Below are 21745 nucleotides of genomic sequence, written 5' to 3' on the forward strand. Positions count from 1 at the left end.
GACCCACCCCCTCCGCGAGGGCACCGGCCGCCCGCTCGTACAACGTCCCGCCCACCGCCCGGGGCTCCCACCCGAGGGCCACGGGCGCGAGGTGCAGGGCGAGCAGTGCGGACCCCAGAGCGGTCCCGGGCAGCCACACGTCACGCGCCGCGCACAGCGTCACCGACGCCACGAACACCACCAGCAGCAGGCCTCCGGCGACGAGCGCCGGCAGCGGCAGCCCCTCCAGCAGCTGCCGCCCGGTCGGTCCACCGTCGGCGTTCCCTGCCGTGCCGGACGCACCGTCCAGCCACGGCAGGCCGCGCAGCGCCGCCCAGAAGACCGCGGTGGCAGCGGCGAGCAGGGACCACAGGGCTCCCCTCAGCCACCGCTCCCGGGCATCACCGGGACCGTCCGGCACGGTGGGCGCCCGCCCGTCGGGGCCGTCGGCCCGCGCTTCCGCGTCGGCGGCGGCGTGGATGGCGGCGTCGGCGTCGGCGTCGGCGTCGGCGTCGGCGTCGGCGTCGGCGTCGGCGATGGGACCTCCGGCCCGCGCTTCGGCGTCTGCCCCTGCGCCGGGGTGGTGCGGGCGTACGACCAGCGCCAGCGTGTCCGCGTGGAGTGCCTCGCGCTCGTATCCGGGCCGGCCGATGAACAGGCTGGCCGTGTCCTCGTCGGCGCCCTTGTGCTCGTAGGCCGCCCGGCGCGCCCAGCTGGTGCCGTAGCCGGCGGTCGCGTTCAGCCGCGCCCATCGGGTGCCGTAGTCCGGGGTGCCGTGGTCCGGGGTGCCGTGGTCCGGGGTGCCGTGGTCCCGCCCGGGAGCGGCCGGGCCCCTGCCCCGGCGCCGCCTCCTGCCCGCGCGCGGCTCCTTGACACCGGCGCCCTCGATACCGCGGAGGGTGGCGCGCAGGCCGGGCGCGCAACCGGCGGCGACCACCGTCATGCTCAGCAGCACCGCCCAGCCGGCGCCCGCGATCCCGGCCGGCGTGAACAGCATCGCCGCGCTGCCCAGGACGAGGACGCACATGGTGCCCTGCACGGCGGCGAGCACGCCGGTGCGCCCCTGGACGCGCAGCACGCCGATGTACAGCTCGACGACGACGCGGGGCAGCGCGCCGATGGCCAGCAGCCGTAGCACCGTGGAGCCGTGCTCGGAGTAGTCCGCGTCGAAGGGCGCGAGGATCTGCGGGGCGAAGACGACCAGGAAGAGCACCACCGGCACCAGCAGCAGCGTCATGCGGCGCAGCGCTCCGCGGACGCCGTCGGCGAGGCGGCGGGGGTCGTGCGAGGCGTGCGCGGTGAGGGAGGAGGCCATGTTGATGGCCATGAACTCCATCGTGCCGCCGACGGTGTAGGCGACGTAGAAGTAGCCGTTCTCCGCGGCGCTGAAACGGACCGCGACCATCACCGGCAGCAGGTTGATCATCGCCAGACTGAACAGCGCGCCCAGCGAGTCCCCGGCCAGGAAACGGCCCATCTCACGGGCCCCCGGCGGCTCCACGTCGTGGTCGGCGGCGGCCTGGCGCGGGATGAGTCTGCGGAAGATCAGCCAGCCCAGCGGCAGCGTGGAGAAGGCGATGGCCATGGCCCACGACACGAAGATGCCGAGCACCGGGAGCGTGCTGGCGAAGACGGCCAGGAGGACCAGCTTCCCGACCGAGAACACCGCGTTCCCGGCCGGCACCCACTCGGCCCTGCGCAGCCCGGTCAGCACCCCGTCTTGGAGGGTGAGCAGCGCCCAGGCCACGCACGCCGCGACGAACAGCGCCCCCGCCGGCGCGGTGCCCAGCGGGGCGTACGACGCCCCCCACAGGTCGAGGGTGAGCAGGAAGACGACGGCGGCCAGGGCGACGACCAGCGAACTCGCCACGTACGCACGCCACACCAGCGGTCCGGTGGCGCGGCCGGCCCGCGGCACGAAGCGGACCACGGCGCCGATCATCGTGGTCGCCGTGATGCTGGCGAGCAGCCGCATGGCGGCGATGGCGGCCGAGCCCTGCCCGACGGCCTCCTCCGAGTAGTAGCGGGCGGCCACCAGCCAGAAACCGAGCCCGAGCACGGCGGAGACGCCGGTGCTGAGCATGAGGAAGTAGGCGTTCTTGAAGAGCGAGTCGCCGCCGTGCCCTCCCTCGGACGGTTCCGGGCCGCCACCCGCGGGTGCCGCGGCCGTGTCCTGCACCCGGGTCTCAGCCACCGGACGGACCCAGCCCTTCCGGCACCTCGGCCGGCCGTATCCCGGACTCCTCCAGCGCCGCGACGACCGCACCGGCCCGCCGCGGGTCCACGGGCAGCGCGTGGCGTGCGAACCAGCGCGCTCCCTCGGGGGACGGGGACAGGTCGGTGAAGGCCGCGCCCGCGTAGTCGTCCAGGGGCGGGTCGTAGAGGTAGCCGACGACGATGCCGCGCCGGGCCAGCGCCCGGACCGCCGCGCCCCGGTCCGCCACGAGCAACGGCACCCGGAACAGCGGCTGCGCCACGTCCGACGGCCGGCCCACCGGCTCCCCCCACACGGCCGGCTCCGCCCAGCGCGTCGACAGCAGCGACTCCGTCCCCGCCCGGCAGTCGGCGAGTACGCCGTCCAGCCGGTCGAGTCCGCGCCCGACACGCCCGAGCCGGAACCGGCCGGCCCGCAGGCGGTAGTCGTGCATGTCCACGCGGACCCATGGATCGTGGGCACCGAGATCGGGGGCGACGGCGACGGCGCGGGCCAGCTCCTGGGGACGCAGCGGCATCCGGATCTCCTCCCGCTCCATCAGCCCCAGCAGCCGCATCGTGGCCCAGGCGGCCCGTCGCAGCCCCAGCCCTCGCACCGCCGCCTCCGCGTACGGCCGTACGGCGTAGGCGAGCTCGGCCGTCGCACGGCGCGGCAGCAGCAGATCGTCGCAGGACTTCTCCAGCGCCTCCCGCAGCCCCGGATCGGCGAGGGCGAGAATGCCCCCGGCCTTGGCGCCGACATGCTTGGACAGGCTGAAGACGGAGGCGTCGCCCCAGGCGCCGACCGGCCGTCCGCCCACCTCGCTGCCGATGGCGTGCGCCGCGTCCTCGAGCAGCGGGATGCCCAGGGCGTCGCAGCGGGCGCGCAGTTCCGGCGCGGGGTCCGGGTTTCCGTACAGGTTCGTCGTCAGCACGGCGGACAACGAGCCCCACACCTCACCGGGCACGGCATCGATGTCGATGGAGGCGTCCGACGGTTTCAGCGGCGCCTGCACCGGCCGCAGTCCGGCCGCGAGCACGACGAAGAAGATGACGTCGTCGTTGACCGGCGACATCAGCACCCGGCCGCCCGGCGGGCACCAGTGGCGCAGTGCCACGTACAGCGCGAAACGGCATGACGGTACGTACACGCATTCCCGGCCGAGTCGGCCGCGCATGGTCTCTTCCAGCCGTCTGCTCGGCTGCGAACCATCCCGCCGCGATCCCGGACCGGCCTCCCCGATGGCCATCCGCCCCCCTGGTGTGCCTTCGAACGCCCCCTCCCCGAGGCCTTCCGGCACCCGCCCAGAGTCACCCCCTTCGCACCGCTCCGTCAAGATTGCGTACCGGCCTGTGGACAACTTCCCGCACACGACCGAAAGCGGAGCGCCACGGCCACGTCCGTTCACGCGGGCGTACGCGGGCGGTGAAGCAGGCGCCCCACCGGCCACTCTCCGCGCCCCTCGTCCCGGCGCCCGGATCACTCCCCGCACGTCGGCCCGCCTGAACGCGCCCTCCCCGCCACGCGCAGCCACCTCCCTGAACACTGCCCAAGACCGGTATGTCCCCCGTAACGTGTGGCCCGGCCACGGAACACGTGGCACACGGCGCGCACGGCGCAGACGGCGAGCACGAAAGCGAGGCAGCACCCGATGCCCCCCTTCGATGTCCCCGAGGGCGATCCCTTCGGCCCGCACAACCTTCCGTACGGCGTGTTCTCGGTCCCCGGCACACAGGAGCGGACGGTGGGCGTCCGGCTCGGCGACCACGTCCTCGACGCCGGCGCGGCGGCCCACGCACTCGGATCGCCGTACGCCTCCCTGCTCGCACGCCCCACCCTGAACCCGCTGCTGGCGGCCGGCCGCACCGCTTGGTCGGACGTACGGCGGGCGCTGACGGCCTGGGTGACGGTCCCCTCCCACCGGGAGACCCTGGAGCCACTGCTCCACCCGCTGTCGTCGGTGACCCTGCACCTGCCCTTCGAGGTGGCGGACTACGTCGACTTCTACGCCTCCGAGAACCACGCCCGGAACGTCGGCCGGATCTTCCGCCCCGACGCCGCCGACTCCCTCACTCCCAACTGGAAGCACCTCCCGATCGGCTACCACGGCCGCTCCGGAACGGTCGTGGTGTCGGGCACGGACGTCGTGCGGCCGTCCGGCCAGCGCAAGGCCCCGGCCGACGCCGCTCCCGTCTTCGGCCCGTCCGTCCGCCTCGACATCGAGGCGGAGGTCGGCTTCGTGGTGGGCGTGCCGTCCGAGCCGGGCAGTCCGGTGGCGCTCGGTGACTTCCGCGAGCACGTCTTCGGACTGTGCCTGCTCAACGACTGGTCCGCGCGGGACATCCAGGCCTGGGAGTACGTCCCCCTCGGCCCGTTCCTCGGCAAGTCCTTCGCCACGTCGGTGTCGGCCTGGATCACGCCGCTGGACGCCCTGGAGGAGGCGCGGGTGGCGCCGCCGGAGCGGACGCACGAACTGCTGCCCTACCTGGACGACACGAACGGGGAGGGGGACGGCCCCGGCGGCTACGACCTGCGGATCTCCGTCGCGGTCAACGGTCACGTCGTCTCCGAGCCCCCGTTCTCCACCATGTACTGGACGGCCGCCCAGCAGTTGGCCCACATGACCGTCAACGGCGCCTCGCTGCGCACCGGTGACCTCTACGGTTCGGGCACGGTGAGCGGGCCGACCGAGCGCGAGCGCGGGTCGCTGCTGGAGCTGACGTGGAACGGACGCGACCCGCTGGACCTGCCCGACGGCAAGCGGACGTTCCTGGAGGACGGGGACGTGGTGACCCTGTCAGCCTGGGCGCCGGGGCCGGGCGGCACCCGGGTGGGGCTGGGCGAGGTGACCGGCCGGGTGGTCGGACGGTCGGCGCAGCGGTAGCCTCCCGCGCCCGGATCTCCCGAATCCGTTGCCCCTCGGCACCTGACTCGCACCGCCCGGCACCGTCATACTGGCGTCGGGCGGTGTGCGCGGCACGTCCGCCCTCTCGGGCAGCGCCCCGGGACCGTGCACGACGCGGGCCTCGGGTACGCCTCGGAGCACCGCACGACCAGAGCCGCAGCACCGCCGCGCAGTGGTCACGGCCCGGCGCAGTGATCCCCGGTGGTCACGGCCCGGCGCAGTGATCACGGCCCGGCGCACCGCCCAGCACCGCCCCAGCACCACCAGCACCGCCCCGCACAGCCCCGCAAGCGAGAGCCGCCCGCCCTTCCGACCAGGAATCCGGAGCCCGTGGCATGACCGTCTGCCTGCTCCTGCTGTTCGTCGTCGCCGTGACCGCCGCCGTACCGGCACCGCGCGCGCTGACCCGGTCCACGTGGCCCGAACGGGATCCCGTGGTCGCTCTGTGGGTGTGGCAGTGCCTGGTCGCCACGGTGCTGCTGTGCTGTCTGACGGCCCTCGTCCTCGGCGCCGCGGCCGTCTTCGGCACGGTGCGCGCCCAGCTCTTCGCACCGGCGCCGCCGGCGGTGACCGCGGCCTACAACCTCTCCGCCGGCCCGCCCTGGGCCGCCGCGCTCACCCTGCTGCTTGCCGGCGGCGCCGCCTGGACGACCGCCATGCTCGCCCGCGAGCTCGTCGAGGCCCGTCGCCGCCGCGCCCGGTCCCGTGCCCACCTGCGCGAACGCGCCCCGGACCTGCCCGCCGGGCTCCCCGCCGCCCGCGGCCCGCTGCTGGTCCTGGAGGACGAGTACCCGGACGCCTGGTGGATGCCCGGCAGCCCGCCCCAACTGGTCGTCACCACGGGCGCCCTGCACCGCCTCACCGATCACCAGCTCGACGCCGTCCTCACCCACGAGCGCGGCCACGCACGGGCCCGCCACGACTGGCTGCTGCACCTGTCCACCGCCCTGGCCACCGGCTTCCCACGGGTCCCGCTCTTCGCCCACTTCTGCGACCAGACCCACCGCCTGGTCGAACTCTCCGCCGACGACACCGCCTCCCGCCGCTGCGGCCACCTGACCACGGCGCTGGCCCTGATCGAGCTCAACCAGCACCGCGGCGTCCTGTCCTGTTCCTCCAGCCACCGCCTCCTCGGCGAACGGGTCGACCGCCTCCTGGAGCCTCCGCCCCGCCTGGCCCCACGCCACCGCGCCCTGACCACGGCGACAGCCGCGCTGGTCCCCTTCCTCCCCCTGCTGATCACCTTCGCCCCGGGCCTGACCGCCCTGGCCTGACCGCCCTGGCCTGACCCCCCTGGCGTGACCGACGACCGCACCGGCCACGGGCACTCGTGCCGTCCCAGCTGCGGGCACCCGCACCGGTGATCCCGCGGACACCGGTGCAAGAACCCAGGTGCCAGAAGTCAGGTGGCGGAGCCCGGGTGCCAGAGCCCAGGTGCCCCCGGTATCAGAGCCCAGGCGGCGGAGCCCAGGTGGCAGAACTCCCCCACCGCGCCACAGATCCCCAGCTCACCCGCCCGATCGGCGAACCTCCCGGTGGCGCAACAATCCAGCAACACCACTAACCCGACCAGATCGGTATGGTTCCAGCCATGCCCGCCACCGACCGCATCCGAGACCACGCCGGCCAGGGTGCGACCACCGTCGCCGCCCACCGCACGCGGCGCCGGCTGCGCGCCGACCGGGCCCGCCAACTCGCCGACCTGCTCCGCCGCCAACTCCGCACCGACGCCTTCGCGAACGGCGTACTCCCCCACGAGGACGCCCTCGCCACCGAGTACGACGCCTCCCGCAACACCGTTCGCCAGGCTCTCGACCTCCTGCGTGCCGAAGGACTCGTGGCCCGCCAGCCCGGCGTCGGCACCGTGATCGTGGCGCGTAAGTACGCCCACGGACTGGACCGTCTGATGGGCCTCGCGGAAACACTCCACGACCACGGCACAATCACCAACGAGGTCCGGACGACGGTCCCCGTCCCGGCCCCGGCTCCGGTCGCCGAACGCCTCCACGTCGCCCCCGGCGCCGACGTCCTCTACATCGAACGCCTGCGCCGCCTGGGCGGCGTCCCGCTGTCCCTGGACCTCACGTACCTCCCCCTCGATATCGGCACCGAGCTGCTCGGCGCCGACCTCGAGAACACGGACGTCTTCCGCCTCCTGGAGTCCGTCACCGGCCGGCCCCTCGGCCACGCTGAGATCACGCTGGAGGCCGTCACCGCGGACGCGCACTCCGCTGCCGTACTGGAGGCCCCGCGCGGCGCGGCGGTCCTGATGCTCGAACGGCTCACCCACCTCTCGGATGGCCGGCCCGTGGACCTGGAGTTCATCCGCTTCCGCGGCGACCGCATCACGATGAGCGGTCTCCTGCACCGTTCCCTGTAATCACCCTCCCTCTCGCGCCCCCTCCCTGGAGACAGCCATGTCCTTGGCACCCCAGCGGGCCGACGTGCCCGTGACCATCGACGAGTCGAAGTGCATCGAAGGCTGCACGCTCTGCGTCGACATGTGCCCGCTGGACTCCCTCGCCATCGACGAGCGCAGCGGCAAGGCGTACATGCACGTCGACGAGTGCTGGTACTGCGGCCCGTGCGCCGCCCGCTGCCCCACCGGGGCCGTGACGGTCAACATGCCCTACCTGCTCCGGTGAGAGGCCCGACGCCCATGAAGCCCGAACGCACCGCGCTCTCCTCCGCCGCCGCCGTCGCCGCCCTGCTCCTTTCCCTCACCGCCTGCGGCGGCGACGCGTCGGCCGACGGGGACGGATCCACGGTCACCGTCACCGTCGGCTACCAGTCCAGGACGATCAACACCGTCACGGCCGGCACCCTCCTGCGCTCCCTCGGCTACTTCGAGAAACAGCTCAACGCCCTCGGCGGCGGCGTCACCTACAAGGTGAACTGGCAGGACTACGCCACCGGCGCCCCCATCACCGCCCAGATGACCGCGGGGAAGACCGACATCGGCTCGATGGGTGACTTCCCCCTGCTCATCAACGCGGCCCGTGGCAAGCAGCTCGGCAAACCGACCCGCCTGGTCTCGGTCACCGGCTACAACCTCCGCGGCGGCCTCAACACCATCGTCACCGCACCCGGTTCCTCACTCACCTCCCTGAAGGACCTGAAGGGCAAGAAGGTCTCGACGAGCGTCGGCTCGGCCGCCGACGGCACACTCGTCCGTGCCCTGCAACGCGCCGGTCTCGACCCCGGCGAGGACATCGAAAAGCTCAACCAGCAACCCGCGGTGGGGGCTTCTGCCCTCTCCTCGGGCAGCGTGGACGCCCTTTCGCAGTTCGTCGCCTGGCCCGGGCTGCTCGCCCACCAGGGCAAGGCGAGGGCTCTGTACGACGGGGCGCGTCTGAACCTGCCCACCTTCCACGGAGTCACCGCCCGCGAGGACTTCGCGAAGAAACGCCCGGCCGTGCTGGAGGCCTTTCTGAAGGCACAGGCCCAGGCGACCGACTACCTCGACGACCACCCGGTGGCCGCCGCCGAGAAGGTCGCGAAGGCCACCGGCCTGCCCGCCGAGGCCGTCTACCTCTACAACGGCGCCCAGGGCATCGCCACCTTCGACCCGGCGATCAAACCGCAGCTCGTCGCCGCCCTGAAGAAGGACGTGTCGATCCTCAAGGACGCCGACCTCACCGGCGACGTGGACGTGGACGCCTTCGTCGACGACCAGTACGTGAAGAGGGCGCTCGGCCCGACGGAGTACGCCGACCGGCTCTCCGCCACGCCCCCGGCGCCGGCCGGCGAGGTCTGGCCCGAGGGCGCGCAGAAGACCGTCACCTTCACCTCCCCCACCGCGCTGCTGCGGTACGTGGCCGAGCATCGCGCCGACGTCCGGGCCGCCTACGTCCCCGACACCACCACCGGCACCCTCTGGTTCTCCGACCAGGCCGTCTGGGTCGCCGACGGCCACCAGCTGCTGCCCTTCGTGGCACCGGAAACCGCCGAGGCGTACGTCGCCGGGCACGGCGGAGCGCGTGTCGTCACATACGCCGAGGCACTGGAGCGGGCGTCGTGACCCGGTACGCACTGCGCGTCACCTCGCTCGCCGCCGCCCTTGGCCTCTGGCAGCTGCTGACCAGCCGGGACATCGACCTGTGGCTGCGCTTCTCGCAGTTCCCCACCGTCACCGACGTGGCCCACGCCTTCGCGGACCGGCTGGCCGGCCCCCACTACTGGACCGACCTCACCGACAGCCTCACCCGCATCCTCACCGGGTTCCTGCTCGCCGCCGTCCTGGGTGTGGCCACCGGCGTGCTCGTGGCCCGCTCGCGCCTCGCCGAGGACCTGCTCGGCCCGGTGCTGGAGGTGATCCGCCCCATCCCGGCGATCGCTCTGGTCCCCGTGGCGATCCTCCTCTTCCCCTCCAATGAACAGGGCATCGTCTTCATCACCTGCACCGCCGCCTTCTTCCCCGTCCTCGTCTCCACCCGGCACTCCGTGCGCGCACTCACCCCCGTGTGGGAGGAGGCGGTACGCACCATGGGCGGCGGTCGATGGCGTGTACTCGCCTCGGTGATCCTGCCGGGCGCCCTGCCCGGTGTCTTCGGCGGCCTGTCGGTCGGCATCGGCGTCTCGTGGATCTGCGTGATCTCCGCCGAGATGATCTCCGGGCAGTACGGCGTCGGTTACCGCACCTGGCAGGACTACACGGTCGTCGACTACCCGGGCGTCTTCGTCGGCATGGTCACCATCGGCGTGCTCGGCTGGCTCACCTCCACGGCCGTGGAACTGCTGGGCCGCCGCCTGACCCGCTGGCTGCCGCGCACGTCGCACGTCCCCGCCACCCGTCCGAAGCCCGTCCGGACGAGAACGGCCCCGCCCGTCGGCACCGCCGTTCCCCAGGGGCTCCACCCCAAGGAGGCACGCGATGAGCACCTCGTCCGAGACTGAGACCGGACCCGGGACCTCGGCCGGAACCGGGACCGGCAGTGACACCGTGACCGGGACCGCGGCTGCCCCCGGGAGCGGGACCCGCCCGTCGGCCGACGCGCCGGCATCCCCGCGCGGCACCGGGCTGGCCCTGCGCGACGCCACCCTCGGCCGCCCGGACACCCCCGCGCTGACCGGCGTGGACATCGTGGTGTCCCCCGGCGAAATCCTCGCCGTGGTCGGCCCGTCGGGCTGCGGCAAATCGACGCTGCTGCGCACGCTCGCCGGGCTGCTGCCCCCGCTCGCCGGGACCGCCGAACAGGACGGGCACCGAATCGACGGCCCGGCTGCGGACCGCGCCCTGGTCTTCCAGGAGGACGCCCTGCTGCCCTGGCGCACGCTGCGTGCCAACGTCGAACTCCCCCTGGCCGTCCAGGGGCTGCCCCGCACCGAACGCCGCACACAGGCGGCGGCCTGGCTGGGGCGGGTCGGACTCGCCGAACAGGCCGGGCAGTTGCCGCACCGCGTATCCGGCGGACAGCGCCAGCGCGCACAGCTGGCACGCGCCCTGGCGGGACGCCCCCGCGCCGTCCTGATGGACGAACCCTTCGGCGCCCTCGACGCCCAGACCCGGGCCGGCATGCAGGACCTGCTGGTGGAGGTCCTGCACGGCACGGGCGCGACCGTCGTCTTCGTCACCCACGACGTGGACGAGGCCCTGTTCCTCGGCGACCGCGTCGCGCTGCTCGGCGCCGGCCGCCTCATCGCCGTACGCGATGTCCCCCGGCCCCGGGACCGCACGGCGCGCGACGACCCGGCAAGCGTGGCACTGCGGCGCGACGTCCTGACATCCCTCGGCTCCTGAAAGGCACTCTGGTGGAGATCCCCGCCCTCACCGACGCCGAAGAACTCTCCTGCGACGTCCTCGTCATCGGCGGCGGCACAGCCGGCACCATGGCCGCGCTGACCGCCGCCGAGCACGGGGCGAACGTACTCCTGCTGGAGAAGGCCCACGTCCGGCATTCCGGTGCCCTCGCCATGGGCATGGACGGCGTCAACAACGCCGTCATCCCCGGCCGCGCCGAACCCGATGACTACATCGCCGAGATCACCCGCGCCAACGACGGCATCGTCGACCAGTCCACCGTCCGGCAGACCGCCACCCGCGGTTTCGCGATGGTGCGGCGGCTGGAGTCGTACGGGGTGAAGTTCGAGAAGGACGAGCACGGCGAGTACGCGGTCCGCCAGGTGCACCGCTCCGGCTCCTACGTGCTGCCGATGCCGGAGGGCAAGGACGTCAAGAAGGTCCTGTACCGGCAACTGCGGCGGCGTGAGATGCGGGAGCGGATCCGCATCGAGAACCGCGTGATGCCGGTGCGGGTCCTGACCGCGGAAGGCCGAGCCGTGGGCGCGGCGGGCTTCAACACCCGCACGGGACGGTTTGTGACCGTCCGCGCGGGCGCCGTGATCCTGGCCACCGGCGCCGCCGGCCGGCTCGGCCTGCCCGCCTCCGGTTACCTCTACGGCACCTACGAGAACCCCACCAACGCGGGTGACGGCTACGCGATGGCCTACCACGCGGGCGCCGAACTGACCGGCATCGAGTGCTTCCAGATCAACCCACTGATCAAGGATTACAACGGCCCGGCCTGCGCCTACGTCGCCAACCCCTTCGGCGGCTACCAGGTCAACCGGCACGGCGAGCGCTTCGTCGACTCGGATTACTGGTCGGGGCAGATGATGGCCGAGTTCGCGGCGGAGGTCGCCAGTGACCGCGGCCCGGTCTACCTGAAGCTCAGTCATCTCCCGGAGGAGTCCGTCTCCGCCCTGGAGTCCATCCTGCACTCCACCGAGCGCCCGACCCGCGGCACCTTCCACGCGGGCCGCGGCCACGACTACCGCACCCACGACGTCGAGATGCACATCTCCGAGATCGGTCTGTGCGGCGGCCACTCCGCCTCCGGCGTCCGCGTCGACGACCACGCCCGCACCACCGTCCCCCGCCTCTACGCCGCCGGGGACCTGGCCTGCGTGCCGCACAACTACATGATCGGCGCGTTCGTCTTCGGTGACCTGGCCGGTGCGGACGCGTCCCAGTACTCCGCGTACGCGGGCGTTCTTCCGGCCGACCAGTTGCGTGAGGCGCACGAGCTGGTCTACCGCCCGCTGCGCAACCCGGACGGCCCCCCGCAGACCCAGGTCGAGTACAAGTTGCGCCGCTTCGTGAACGACTACGTGGCCCCGCCGAAGTCCGGCGCCCGGCTGTCGCTCGCCCTGGAATCGTTCGAGCGGATGCGCGCCGACATCGCGGCGATGGGCGCGCGCACCCCGCACGAGCTGATGCGCTGCGCCGAGGTCACCTTCATCCGCGACTGCGCGGAGATGGCCGCCCGGGCCTCCCTGGCCCGTACGGAGTCCCGCTGGGGCCTCTACCACGAGCGCGTCGACCTCCCCGAGCGCGACGACGCCTCCTGGCTCCATCACCTCGATCTGCACAAGTCCCCTTCCGGTGCGATGGAGTTCACGGCCCGCCCCGTGGCTCCCTATCTGGTTCCGATCGACGGGTTCACACCGGTCGGCGGCCCTTCCCGACACCTTGGCGAGGTGCACCCGGAGCAGGTGGCGACGGCCGGCGCACGCGATGTCGCGCCGGTCGCCACGGGCCTTCGACCCGCTGCCTCCGCGTGGGCCGACGGCGGCCACGACGCCGCCGTACCGACCGCCACGGCCTCGCCACGGCTGCTGGAGCTCCTCACCCTGGCCGAGAACGAGCCCGACCTCTCCGCCCTCCGGCCGTACCTGTCCGACCCCGAGCCCGCCGTCCGGCGTACTGCGGTCACCGTGCTCACCGAGACCGTGCCTTCCGGCACCGGACCGGTGCTCGCCGCCGCCCTGTCCGACACCGACGTCGAGGTGCGGACCGCAGCGGCTGCTTCCCTGCGGGAACTGGTCGAGACACTGACGCCGGAACCGGCGCTGGGCGAGCCGCTCGTCCAGGCGCTGGCCCAGTCCGACCCCGTCGTCCGCGCCACCGCCCTCGGTTTGCTGCGCGTCCTGCGGCTGGGCACCACCGGCACCTTCACCCCGGCCCTCGCCGACCCGGACACCGCCGTGCGTATCGAGGCCGTACGCGGGCTGGTCTCCCTGGACGCCGCGGAGGCCCTTTCCCCTGCCTCGGCGGATCCGTCCCGCGAAGTCCGCGTCGCCGTGGCCAAGGCGCTGGGGACGCTGAGGGCAGCTCCCCTCACCGGCAGTGCCCTCGCCCGACTGACCGAGGACTCCGACGCCCTGGTCCGCGCCGCCGCCTTCGCCGCCCTGGCGGAGACGGGCTGCCCGGCACCGTTGGCGTCACAGGCGGTCACCGCGCTGGCCGATCCCGCCTGGCAGGTCCGGGCCGGTGCGGCCACTGCGCTGGCGGCCGCCGCCTCCGAGCGCGCGGTCCCCGTCCTCGCCAAGGCCCTCGGCGATCCGAACGCCGACGTCCGCAAGGCAGCCGTCCTGGCCCTGACCCAGCACACCGACGGCACCCCGGACGCCCGGTCGGCGCTCGCTACGGCCACCACCGACACCGACGCCGACGTCAGGGCGTACGCGACCCGGGCGCTGTGACGCCGACGGCGCCCGCGACCGGCCGGCTCCGTCCGGCCTCCCCACCCAGCCGGTCCCTGGATTCAGCCGGTCTCTATATCCAGTCGTCGGGCTCCGGCTCCGGCCAGTCCTCCGTGCCGGGGTCGGAGTCGGTCGGCGGACCCTGGTTCGGCGCCGTCGTGCCGACCGGTCCACCCTGCTCCGCCAGCACCGCCAGCACGCCTTCCCCATAGGTCGCCAGCTTCTTCTCACCGACGCCGCTGATGCCTCCGAGCTGCCCGACCGAGGTGGGCCAGACGGTCGCGATCTCCCGGAGTGTGGCGTCGTGGAAGATGACGTACGCCGGGACGCCCTGCTCGCGGGCCTGCTCCGCACGCCAGGCGCGCAGCGCCTCGAAGGCGGGGAGCAGCTCCGCGGGTAGCTCGGCCGCGGCGGCCTTGGACTTGCGGTCTCCTCGTCCACCGCCTGTCGCCCGGGCCGCGGCCGGCTTCTTGGGTTCCTTGCGCAGCGGCACCTCGCGCTCCCGCCGCAGCACCGCCCCGCTGGCCTCGGTCAGCACGAGCGTGCCGTACTCCCCCTCGACCGCGAGCAGCCCCTGCGCCAGCATCTGCCGGGCGACGCCCCGCCACTCGCCCTCGGACAGCTCCTCGCCGATGCCGAACACGGAGAGCTGGTCGTGGTCGAACTGGATCACCTTGGCCGTGCGCTTGCCCAGCAGGATGTCGATGATCTGGCCGGCGCCGAACTTCTGCCCGCGCTCCCGCTTCAGCCGCACCACGGTCGACAGCACCTTCTGCGCCGCGACGGTGCCGTCCCAGGTCTCGGGCGGGGTGAGGCAGGTGTCGCAGTTGCCGCAGCCGCCCGGTTCCGGCTCCTGACCGAAGTAGGCGAGGAGCTGGCCCCGGCGGCACCGGGCGGTCTCGCACAGGGCGAGCATCGCGTCCAGATGGGACTGGGCCCGGCGGCGGAACGCCTCGTCGCCCTCCCCCGACTGGATCAGCTTGCGCTGCTGTATGACGTCGTTGAGGCCGTACGCCATCCAGGCGGTCGACGGCAGCCCGTCCCGCCCGGCGCGGCCGGTCTCCTGGTAGTAGCCCTCGACCGACTTGGGCAGGTCCAGGTGGGCGACGAACCGCACGTCCGGCTTGTCGATGCCCATGCCGAAGGCGATGGTCGCCACCACGACCAGGCCCTCCTCGCGCAGGAAGCGGGACTGGTGCGCCGCGCGGGTGCCCGCGTCCAGGCCGGCGTGGTAGGGCACCGCCTCGACGCCGTTGCGCGAGAGGAACTCGGCGGTCTTCTCGACGGAGTTGCGCGAGAGGCAGTACACGATGCCCGCGTCCCCCGGATGCTCCTCGCGCAGGAAGCTCAGCAGCTGCTTCTTCGGGTCGGACTTCGGCACGATCCGGTACTGGATGTTGGGCCGGTCGAAGCTCGCCACGAAGTGCCGGGCCGTCGGCATGTTCAGCCGCTCGGTGATCTCGCGGTGCGTCGCGTGCGTGGCCGTCGCCGTGAGCGCGAGCCGGGGTACGTCCGGCCAGCGCTCGCCGAGCAGCGCCAGCGCGAGGTAGTCGGGCCGGAAGTCGTGGCCCCACTGCGAGACACAGTGCGCCTCGTCGATCGCGAAGAGGGAGATCTTGCCCCGGGAGAGGAGGTCGAGGGTGCCCTCCAGGCGGAGCCGCTCGGGCGCCAGGTACAGCAGGTCGAGCTCGCCGGCGAGGAACTCGGCCTCCACCACGCGCCGCTCGTCGAAGTCCTGCGTCGAGTTCATGAACCCGGCCCGCACACCGAGTGCCCGCAGCGCGTCCACCTGGTCCTGCATCAGCGCGATGAGCGGCGAGACCACGACGCCCGTGCCGGGCCGGACCAGGGCCGGGACCTGGTAGCACAGCGACTTCCCGCCGCCGGTCGGCATGAGCACGACGGCGTCGCCGCCCGCCACCACATGCTCGACGACCGCCTCCTGCTCGCCGCGGAAGGCCTCGTACCCGAAGACCCGGTGCAGCGTGGCCAGCGCCTCACTCTCCGTGCCCCTGGCCTGTGCCGCCTCTGCCATCTCGCCGATCACACCCGTCCCGCCCATCGTCGCGTCCCCCGTACGTCCTGCCTCGCCCGTCCGGTCCGTCTGGTCCGTCCTGTCCCGACCACTGCCTCAACGATAGGGGTCCGCACGGACAGCCCCGGAGTTATCCACAGGCCGCCTGACGCCGCCCACGTCAAAGACACGATCGTCGTTCACACGTTCGAGGGAGACCCGTCCGTTTCCGGCGGATATCTGATTGCACCCGCGAGACGGCGTCCCATGGGAGCACCGATGAGCGTCGCGCCGAAGGCGTCCACGCCCGCCTGGCCGATCCCGCCGGAGGGCGGCTGGACCGCGGACGACCTGGACCGGCTTCCGGACCTGCCTCCGCATACGGAGCTGATCGACGGGAGCCTGGTCTTCGTGCGTCCGCAGACCCTTTTCCACTCACGCGCTGTGAGCTTCTTCGAATGGCAGCTTCACTCCCTCGCTCCGGCGGAGTGCGAGGTCATCCGCGAGTTCCCCATCGACATCGACCGGCAGAACCGGCCCGAGCCGGACGTGATCGTCGTGCGGGGCGACGTGGTCGACGACCCGGAGCAGACCCGCTACCCCGCCGAGGCCGTCACCCTGGCCATTGAGGTCGTCTCCGCCGAGTCCGTCTCCCGCGACCGCGAGACCAGGCCACTGAAGTACGCCCGTGCCGGCATCGCCCACTACTGGCGGGTGGAGAACGAAAGGGGGCTCGCCGTGGTGCACGCCTTCGAGCTGGAGCCCACCACCGGCGCATACACCAGCGTCGGCATCTTCCGCGAGCGCATGAAGGTGAGCGCACCCTTCCCGATGGACCTGGACCTGACCGCCATCAAGGCACGACGCGGCGGCGAGTAGCCACGCGCCCACGACGGCGGCCCGGCACCCGCAGAAGGGTGCCGGGCCGCCGTCTCCCGAGCGTTGAGCGCCGCGTCAGCGCACGAACACCCCCGCCTGTCCCGCCAGGTCCAGGAAGTACTGCGGCGCCACACCGAGCACCACCGTGACCGCCACGCCCACGCCGATCGCCGTCATCGTCAGGGGTGACGGCACCGCGACGGTCGGGCCCTCCGGCCGGGGCTCGCTGAAGAACATCAGCACGATCACCCGGATGTAGAAGAACGCCGCGATCGCCGACGAGATCACGCCGATCACGACCAGCGGGGCCGCGCCGCCCTCCGCCGCCGCCTTGAACACGGCGAACTTGCCCGAGAACCCGGAGGTCAGCGGGATGCCCGCGAAGGCGAGCAGGAACACCGCGAACACGGCCGCCACCAACGGCGACCTGCGGCCGAGCCCGGCCCACTTCGACAAGTGCGTCGCCTCACCGCCCGCGTCGCGCACCAGCGTCACCACCGCGAAGGCGCCGATGGTCACGAAGGAGTACGCGGCCAGGTAGAAGAGGACGGACGAGATGCCGTCCGGCGTGGTCGCGATGACACCCGCGAGGATGAAGCCCGCGTGCGCGATCGACGAGTACGCCAGCAGCCGCTTGATGTCGGTCTGCGTGATCGCGACGATCGCGCCGGCCAGCATGGTGACGATCGCCACGGCCCACATCACCGGCCGCCAGTCCCAGCGCAGGCCGGGCAGGACGACGTAGAGGATGCGGAGCAGGGCGCCGAAGGCCGCGACCTTGGTCGCCGCCGCCATGAAGCCGGTCACCGGCGTCGGCGCGCCCTGGTACACGTCCGGCGTCCACATGTGGAACGGCACCGCGCCCACCTTGAACAGCAGGCCCATGACGACCAGCGCGGACCCCACGAGCAGCAGCGCGTCGTTGCCCATGGTGTCGGCGAGCGCCGGGGTGACGTTCTGGACGGTGCCGTCGACGACCTGCGCGATCGTGCCGTACGACATCGAGCCCGCGTAGCCGTAGAGCAGGGCGATGCCGAACAGGGTGAACGCGGAGGCGAACGCTCCGAGCAGGAAGTACTTGACCGCCGCCTCCTGCGACATGAGCCGCTTGCGGCGGGCCAGCGCGCACAGCAGGTAGAGCGGCAGGGAGAAGACCTCCAGCGCCACGAAGAGCGTCAGCAGGTCGTTGGCCGCCGGGAAGACCAGCATGCCGGCCACGGCGAAGAGCAGCAGTGGGAACACCTCGGTGGTGGTGAACCCGGCCTTCACCGCCTTCTGCTCACTCTCGCTGCCCGGTACGGCCGCGGCCTGTGCGGCGAAGGAGTCGACACGGTTGCCGTGGGCCGCCGGGTCGAGCCGTCGCTCGGCGAAGGTGAACAGGCCGACCAGGCTCGCCAGGAGAATGGTGCCCTGCAGGAACAGGGCGGGTCCGTCGACGGCGACGGCGCCCATCGCGACGATGCCCGCCTTGGTCGTGCCGTATCCGCCCGCCGCGAGCGCGACGACCGCGGCGAAGGCGGCGATCAGCGCGACGACGGACACGAACATCTGCGCGTAGTAGCGGGACCTGCGCGGAACGAAGGCCTCGACGAGGATGCCGACGATCGCCGCGCCGATGACGATCAGGGTGGGCGACAGCTGCCCGTACTCGATCTTCGGCGCGTCGATCTTCGCGATCGGGTCGGCCGCCGTCGCCGCCGTTGTCCACAGGCTGTGGACGGCTGTTGCGCTCACTTGGCCGCCTCCACCTCAGGCTGGGGGTCCTTCTTGTGTACGTCGGACATGGTCTGCTTCACCGCGGGGTTGACGATGTCCGTCACGGGCTTCGGGTAGACGCCCAGGAAGATCAGCAGTGCCACCAGGGGCGCCACGACCACCAGCTCGCGCACCCGCAGGTCGGGCATCGCGGACACCTCGGGCTTCACCGAGCCCGTCATCGTCCGCTGGTACAGGACGAGGGTGTAGAGCGCGGCGAGGACGATGCCGAAGGTGGCGATGATGCCGATCACCGGGTAGCGCGTGAACGTGCCGACCAGCACCAGGAACTCGCTGACGAACGGTGCCAGGCCCGGCAGCGACAGGGTCGCCAGACCGCCGATCAGGAAGGTGCCGGCGAGCACCGGGGCGACCTTCTGCACACCGCCGAAGTCGGCGATGAGCCGGGAGCCACGACGCGAGATCAGGAAGCCGGCGATCAGCATCAGCACCGCGGTCGAGATGCCGTGGTTGACCATGTACAGCGTGGCGCCGGACTGGCCCTGGCTGGTCATCGCGAAGATGCCCATGATGATGAAGCCGAAGTGCGAGATCGACGCGTAGGCGATCAGCCGCTTGATGTCGCGCTGGCCGACCGCGAGCAGCGCCCCGTAGATGATGCTGATGACCGCCAGGACGAGGATGACGGGCGTCGCCCACTTGCTCGCCTCCGGGAACAGCTGGAGGCAGAAGCGGAGCATCGCGAAGGTGCCGACCTTGTCGACGACCGCCGTGATGAGGACGGCGACCGGGGCGGTCGACTCCTGCATGGCGTTGGGCAGCCAGGTGTGCAGCGGCCACAGTGGCGCCTTCACCGCGAAGGCGAAGAAGAAACCGAGGAACAGCCAGCGCTCGGTGCTGGTCGCCATGTCCAGCTCGCCGTCGGCCCGGGCCTGGGCGATCTCCGTGAGCGAGAAGTTCCCGGCGACCACGTAGAGACCGATCACCGCGGCCAGCATGATCAGTCCGCCGGCCAGGTTGTAGAGGAGGAACTTCACGGCCGCGTACGACCGCTGTGTCGCCGCCGACTTCTCTCCGTGCTCGTGCGCCCGGTCCCCGAAGCCGCCGATCAGGAAGTACAACGGGATCAGCATGGCTTCGAAGAAGATGTAGAAGAGGAAGACGTCGGTGGCCTCGAAGGAGATGATCACCATCGCCTCGACGGCCAGGATCAGGGCGAAGAAGCCCTGCGTCGGACGCCACCGGCTGCTGCCGGTCTCCAGCGGATCGGCGTCGTGCCAGCCCGCGAGGACGATGAACGGGATCAGCAGGGCGGTCAGCGCGATCAGCGCCACCGCGATGCCGTCCACGCCCAGTTCGTACCGGACGCCGAACTCCGCGATCCAGGAGTGCGACTCGGTGAGTTGGTAGCGGTCGCCGTCGGGATCGAAGCGGACCAGGACAGCGATCGCCAGCGCGAGGGTGGCCAGCGAGAACAGCAGCGCCAGCCATTTGGCCACGGTGCGTTTCGCGGCCGGCACGGCGGCCGTGGCGATGGCCCCGACGGCCGGGAGCACCGCCGTGACTGTCAGCAGGGGAAAGGACATCGGTATCAGACCGCCCTCATCAGCAGGGTCGCGGCGACGAGGACCGCCGCACCGCCGAACATCGAGACCGCGTACGAGCGCGCGAAGCCGTTCTGCAGCCTGCGCATCCGCCCGGACAGGCCGCCGACCGAGGCCGCCGTGCCGTTGACGACCCCGTCGACCAGGGTGTGGTCGACGTAGACCAGGGAGCGCGTGAGGTGCTCGCCGCCGCGGACCAGGACCACGTGGTTGAAGTCGTCCTGGAGCAGGTCGCGCCGGGCGGCCCGGGTGAGCAGCGACCCGCGCGGGGCGACGGCCGGGACCGGACGCCGTCCGTACTGCGTCCAGGCGATCGCGACGCCGACGACCATGCAGGCCACGGTCGCCCCGGTGACCACGCCGGCGCTGATCGGCGCGTCGCCGTGGTCGTGCCCGGTGATGGGCTCGAGCCAGTGCAGGAAGCGGTCGCCGATGCTGAAGAACGCACCGCCGAACACCGAGCCGACGGCCAGCACGATCATCGGGATCGTCATGGTCTTCGGGGACTCGTGCGGGTGCGGCGGGGTGTACTCGCCGCGTGTCTCGGCCGCGGGCTCGACGTCGGGCTCGGCCGGGGACGGCGTCGGAGCCTTGCGCCAGCGTTCCTCGCCGAAGAACGTCATCAGCATCACGCGCGTCATGTAGTACGCCGTGATGGCCGCGCCCAGCAGGGCCGCGCCGCCGAGGATCCAGCCCTCGGTGCCGCCCTTGGCGAACGCCGCCTCGATGATCTTGTCCTTGGAGAAGAAGCCGGACAGGCCGGGGAAGCCGATGATGGCGAGGTAGCCGAGGCCGAAGGTGACGAAGGTGACCGGCATGTACGTGCGCAGTCCGCCGTAGCGGCGCATGTCGACCTCGTCGTTCATGCCGTGCATGACGGAACCGGCGCCGAGGAACAGCCCGGCCTTGAAGAAGCCGTGCGTCACCAGGTGCATGATCGCGAAGACGTAGCCGATGGGGCCGAGGCCCGCGGCGAGCACCATGTAGCCGATCTGCGACATGGTCGAGCCGGCCAGCGCCTTCTTGATGTCGTCCTTGGCGCAACCGACGATCGCACCGAACAGCAGGGTGACCGCGCCCACGATGGTGACGACCAGCTGCGCGTCGGGCGCGCCGTTGAAGACGGCGCCGGAGCGGACGATCAGGTACACGCCCGCCGTCACCATGGTCGCGGCGTGGATGAGGGCCGAGACGGGGGTCGGGCCCTCCATCGCGTCACCGAGCCAGGACTGCAGCGGCACCTGGGCGGACTTGCCGCAGGCGGCGAGGAGCAGCATCAGGGCGATCGCGGTGAGCTTGCCCTCGTCGGCCGAGCCCGCGAGTCCCGGCTCCCCGTGGCCGCCGAGCACCGGCCCGAAGGCGAAGGTGCCGAACCACAGGAACATCAGCATGATCGCGATGGACAGGCCCATGTCGCCGACGCGGTTGACCAGGAAGGCCTTCTTCGCGGCGGTGGCGGCGCTGGGCTTGTGCTGCCAGAAGCCGATCAGCAGGTAGGAGGCGAGACCGACGCCCTCCCAGCCGACGTACAGCAGCAGGTAGTTGTCGGCGAGGACGAGCAGCAGCATCGCCGCGAGGAACAGGTTCAGGTAGCCGAAGAAGCGGCGGCGGCGCTCGTCGTGCTCCATGTACGCGACCGAGTACAGGTGGATGAGCGAGCCGACGCCGGTGATCAGCAGGACGAAGGTCATCGACAACTGGTCGAGCCGGAAGGCGACGTCGGCCTGGAACCCCTCCACCGGGATCCAGCTGAACAGGTGCTGCGTCAGGGTGCGGTCCTCGGCGCCGGCGCCGAGCATGTCGGTGAAGAGGACGACGCCGATCACGAACGACGCGGCCGCCAGCGCCGTGCCGATCCAGTGACCGACGGCGTCCAGCCGACGACCGCCGCACAGCAGGACCGCCGCTCCGAGCAGTGGCGCCGCCACCAGCAGCGCAATCAGGTTCTCTGCGTTTGTCACGGTTCAGCC

15 protein-coding genes are annotated in these 21745 nt (G+C 72.1%); 9 read left to right on the plus strand and 6 right to left on the minus strand.

Annotated elements, in window-relative coordinates:
• Both KUM32_RS05190 and KUM32_RS05195 read right to left on the minus strand, forming a co-directional pair.
• The coding region (locus KUM32_RS05190) for a lipopolysaccharide biosynthesis protein (RefSeq protein WP_217140598.1) at positions 1 to 2173 on the minus strand (2173 nt) is incomplete at its 3' end.
• Complete coding sequence (locus KUM32_RS05195) at positions 2166 to 3422, minus strand: DegT/DnrJ/EryC1/StrS family aminotransferase (protein WP_217140599.1); 1257 nt, start codon at positions 3420 to 3422, stop codon at positions 2166 to 2168. The genes KUM32_RS05195 and KUM32_RS05190, both read right to left, overlap by 8 nt.
• 402 nt (positions 3423 to 3824) lie before the next feature.
• Here KUM32_RS05195 and fahA point away from each other — a divergent pair, with 402 nt between their 5' ends.
• The 8 genes from fahA to KUM32_RS05235 all read left to right on the plus strand — a co-directional run bounded on the left by fahA (position 3825) and on the right by KUM32_RS05235 (position 13562).
• The gene (gene fahA / locus KUM32_RS05200) at positions 3825 to 5057 is read left to right on the plus strand and encodes a fumarylacetoacetase (protein WP_217140600.1); all 1233 of its coding nucleotides are present in this window, start codon (positions 3825 to 3827) and stop codon (positions 5055 to 5057) included.
• A 356-nt stretch (positions 5058 to 5413) separates the two neighbouring features.
• Positions 5414 to 6352, plus strand: a complete 939-nt coding sequence (locus tag KUM32_RS05205) for a M56 family metallopeptidase (RefSeq protein WP_217140601.1) — start codon at positions 5414 to 5416, stop codon at positions 6350 to 6352.
• Between the two features lie 317 nt (positions 6353 to 6669).
• Positions 6670 to 7458 carry a GntR family transcriptional regulator gene (locus KUM32_RS05210; protein ID WP_217140602.1) on the plus strand — a complete coding sequence of 263 codons (789 nt, stop codon included), beginning with the start codon at positions 6670 to 6672 and terminating at the stop codon, positions 7456 to 7458.
• A gap of 37 nt (positions 7459 to 7495) precedes the next feature.
• Positions 7496 to 7723 carry a ferredoxin family protein gene (locus tag KUM32_RS05215; protein WP_217140603.1) on the plus strand — a complete coding sequence of 76 codons (228 nt, stop codon included), beginning with the start codon at positions 7496 to 7498 and terminating at the stop codon, positions 7721 to 7723.
• A 14-nt stretch (positions 7724 to 7737) separates the two neighbouring features.
• A complete protein-coding gene (locus tag KUM32_RS05220) occupies positions 7738 to 9099 on the plus strand; it encodes an ABC transporter substrate-binding protein (RefSeq protein ID WP_217140604.1) in 1362 nt (453 codons plus the stop codon).
• On the plus strand, positions 9096 to 9974 hold the full coding sequence (locus KUM32_RS05225) for an ABC transporter permease (protein WP_217140605.1): 879 nt from the start codon (positions 9096 to 9098) through the stop codon (positions 9972 to 9974). Before KUM32_RS05220 ends, KUM32_RS05225 begins: the two co-directional genes overlap by 4 nt.
• Positions 9952 to 10818, plus strand: coding sequence for an ABC transporter ATP-binding protein (locus KUM32_RS05230; RefSeq protein ID WP_217140606.1), 867 nt, complete (start codon positions 9952 to 9954; stop codon positions 10816 to 10818). The genes KUM32_RS05225 and KUM32_RS05230 overlap by 23 nt, the downstream gene beginning before the upstream one ends.
• 11 nt (positions 10819 to 10829) lie before the next feature.
• Positions 10830 to 13562, plus strand: a complete 2733-nt coding sequence (locus KUM32_RS05235; protein WP_217140607.1) for a fumarate reductase/succinate dehydrogenase flavoprotein subunit — start codon at positions 10830 to 10832, stop codon at positions 13560 to 13562.
• Between the two features lie 73 nt (positions 13563 to 13635).
• Here KUM32_RS05235 and recQ read toward each other — a convergent pair whose 3' ends face one another.
• A complete protein-coding gene (gene recQ / locus KUM32_RS05240) occupies positions 13636 to 15624 on the minus strand; it encodes a DNA helicase RecQ (protein WP_217140608.1) in 1989 nt (662 codons plus the stop codon).
• Between the two features lie 231 nt (positions 15625 to 15855).
• Between recQ and KUM32_RS05245 the strand changes: the two genes are divergently transcribed.
• Positions 15856 to 16455, plus strand: coding sequence for a Uma2 family endonuclease (locus KUM32_RS05245; protein WP_217140609.1), 600 nt, complete (start codon positions 15856 to 15858; stop codon positions 16453 to 16455).
• Between the two features lie 75 nt (positions 16456 to 16530).
• Here KUM32_RS05245 and nuoN read toward each other — a convergent pair whose 3' ends face one another.
• Genes nuoN through nuoL form a run of 3 tightly spaced genes read right to left on the minus strand, consistent with a single transcriptional unit; the run spans position 16531 to position 21736 of the window.
• The gene (gene nuoN, locus KUM32_RS05250) at positions 16531 to 18189 is read right to left on the minus strand and encodes an NADH-quinone oxidoreductase subunit NuoN (protein ID WP_217140610.1); all 1659 of its coding nucleotides are present in this window, start codon (positions 18187 to 18189) and stop codon (positions 16531 to 16533) included.
• Positions 18186 to 19757: an NADH-quinone oxidoreductase subunit M gene (locus KUM32_RS05255; RefSeq protein WP_217140611.1), complete on the minus strand. Its 1572-nt coding sequence runs from the start codon at positions 19755 to 19757 to the stop codon at positions 18186 to 18188. The genes nuoN and KUM32_RS05255 overlap by 4 nt, the downstream gene beginning before the upstream one ends.
• A gap of 5 nt (positions 19758 to 19762) precedes the next feature.
• Positions 19763 to 21736 carry an NADH-quinone oxidoreductase subunit L gene (nuoL, locus tag KUM32_RS05260; RefSeq protein WP_217140612.1) on the minus strand — a complete coding sequence of 658 codons (1974 nt, stop codon included), beginning with the start codon at positions 21734 to 21736 and terminating at the stop codon, positions 19763 to 19765.
• Positions 21737 to 21745 lie beyond the last annotated feature (9 nt).

The sequence above is a fragment of the Streptomyces sp. AC627_RSS907 genome, from assembly GCF_019049165.1.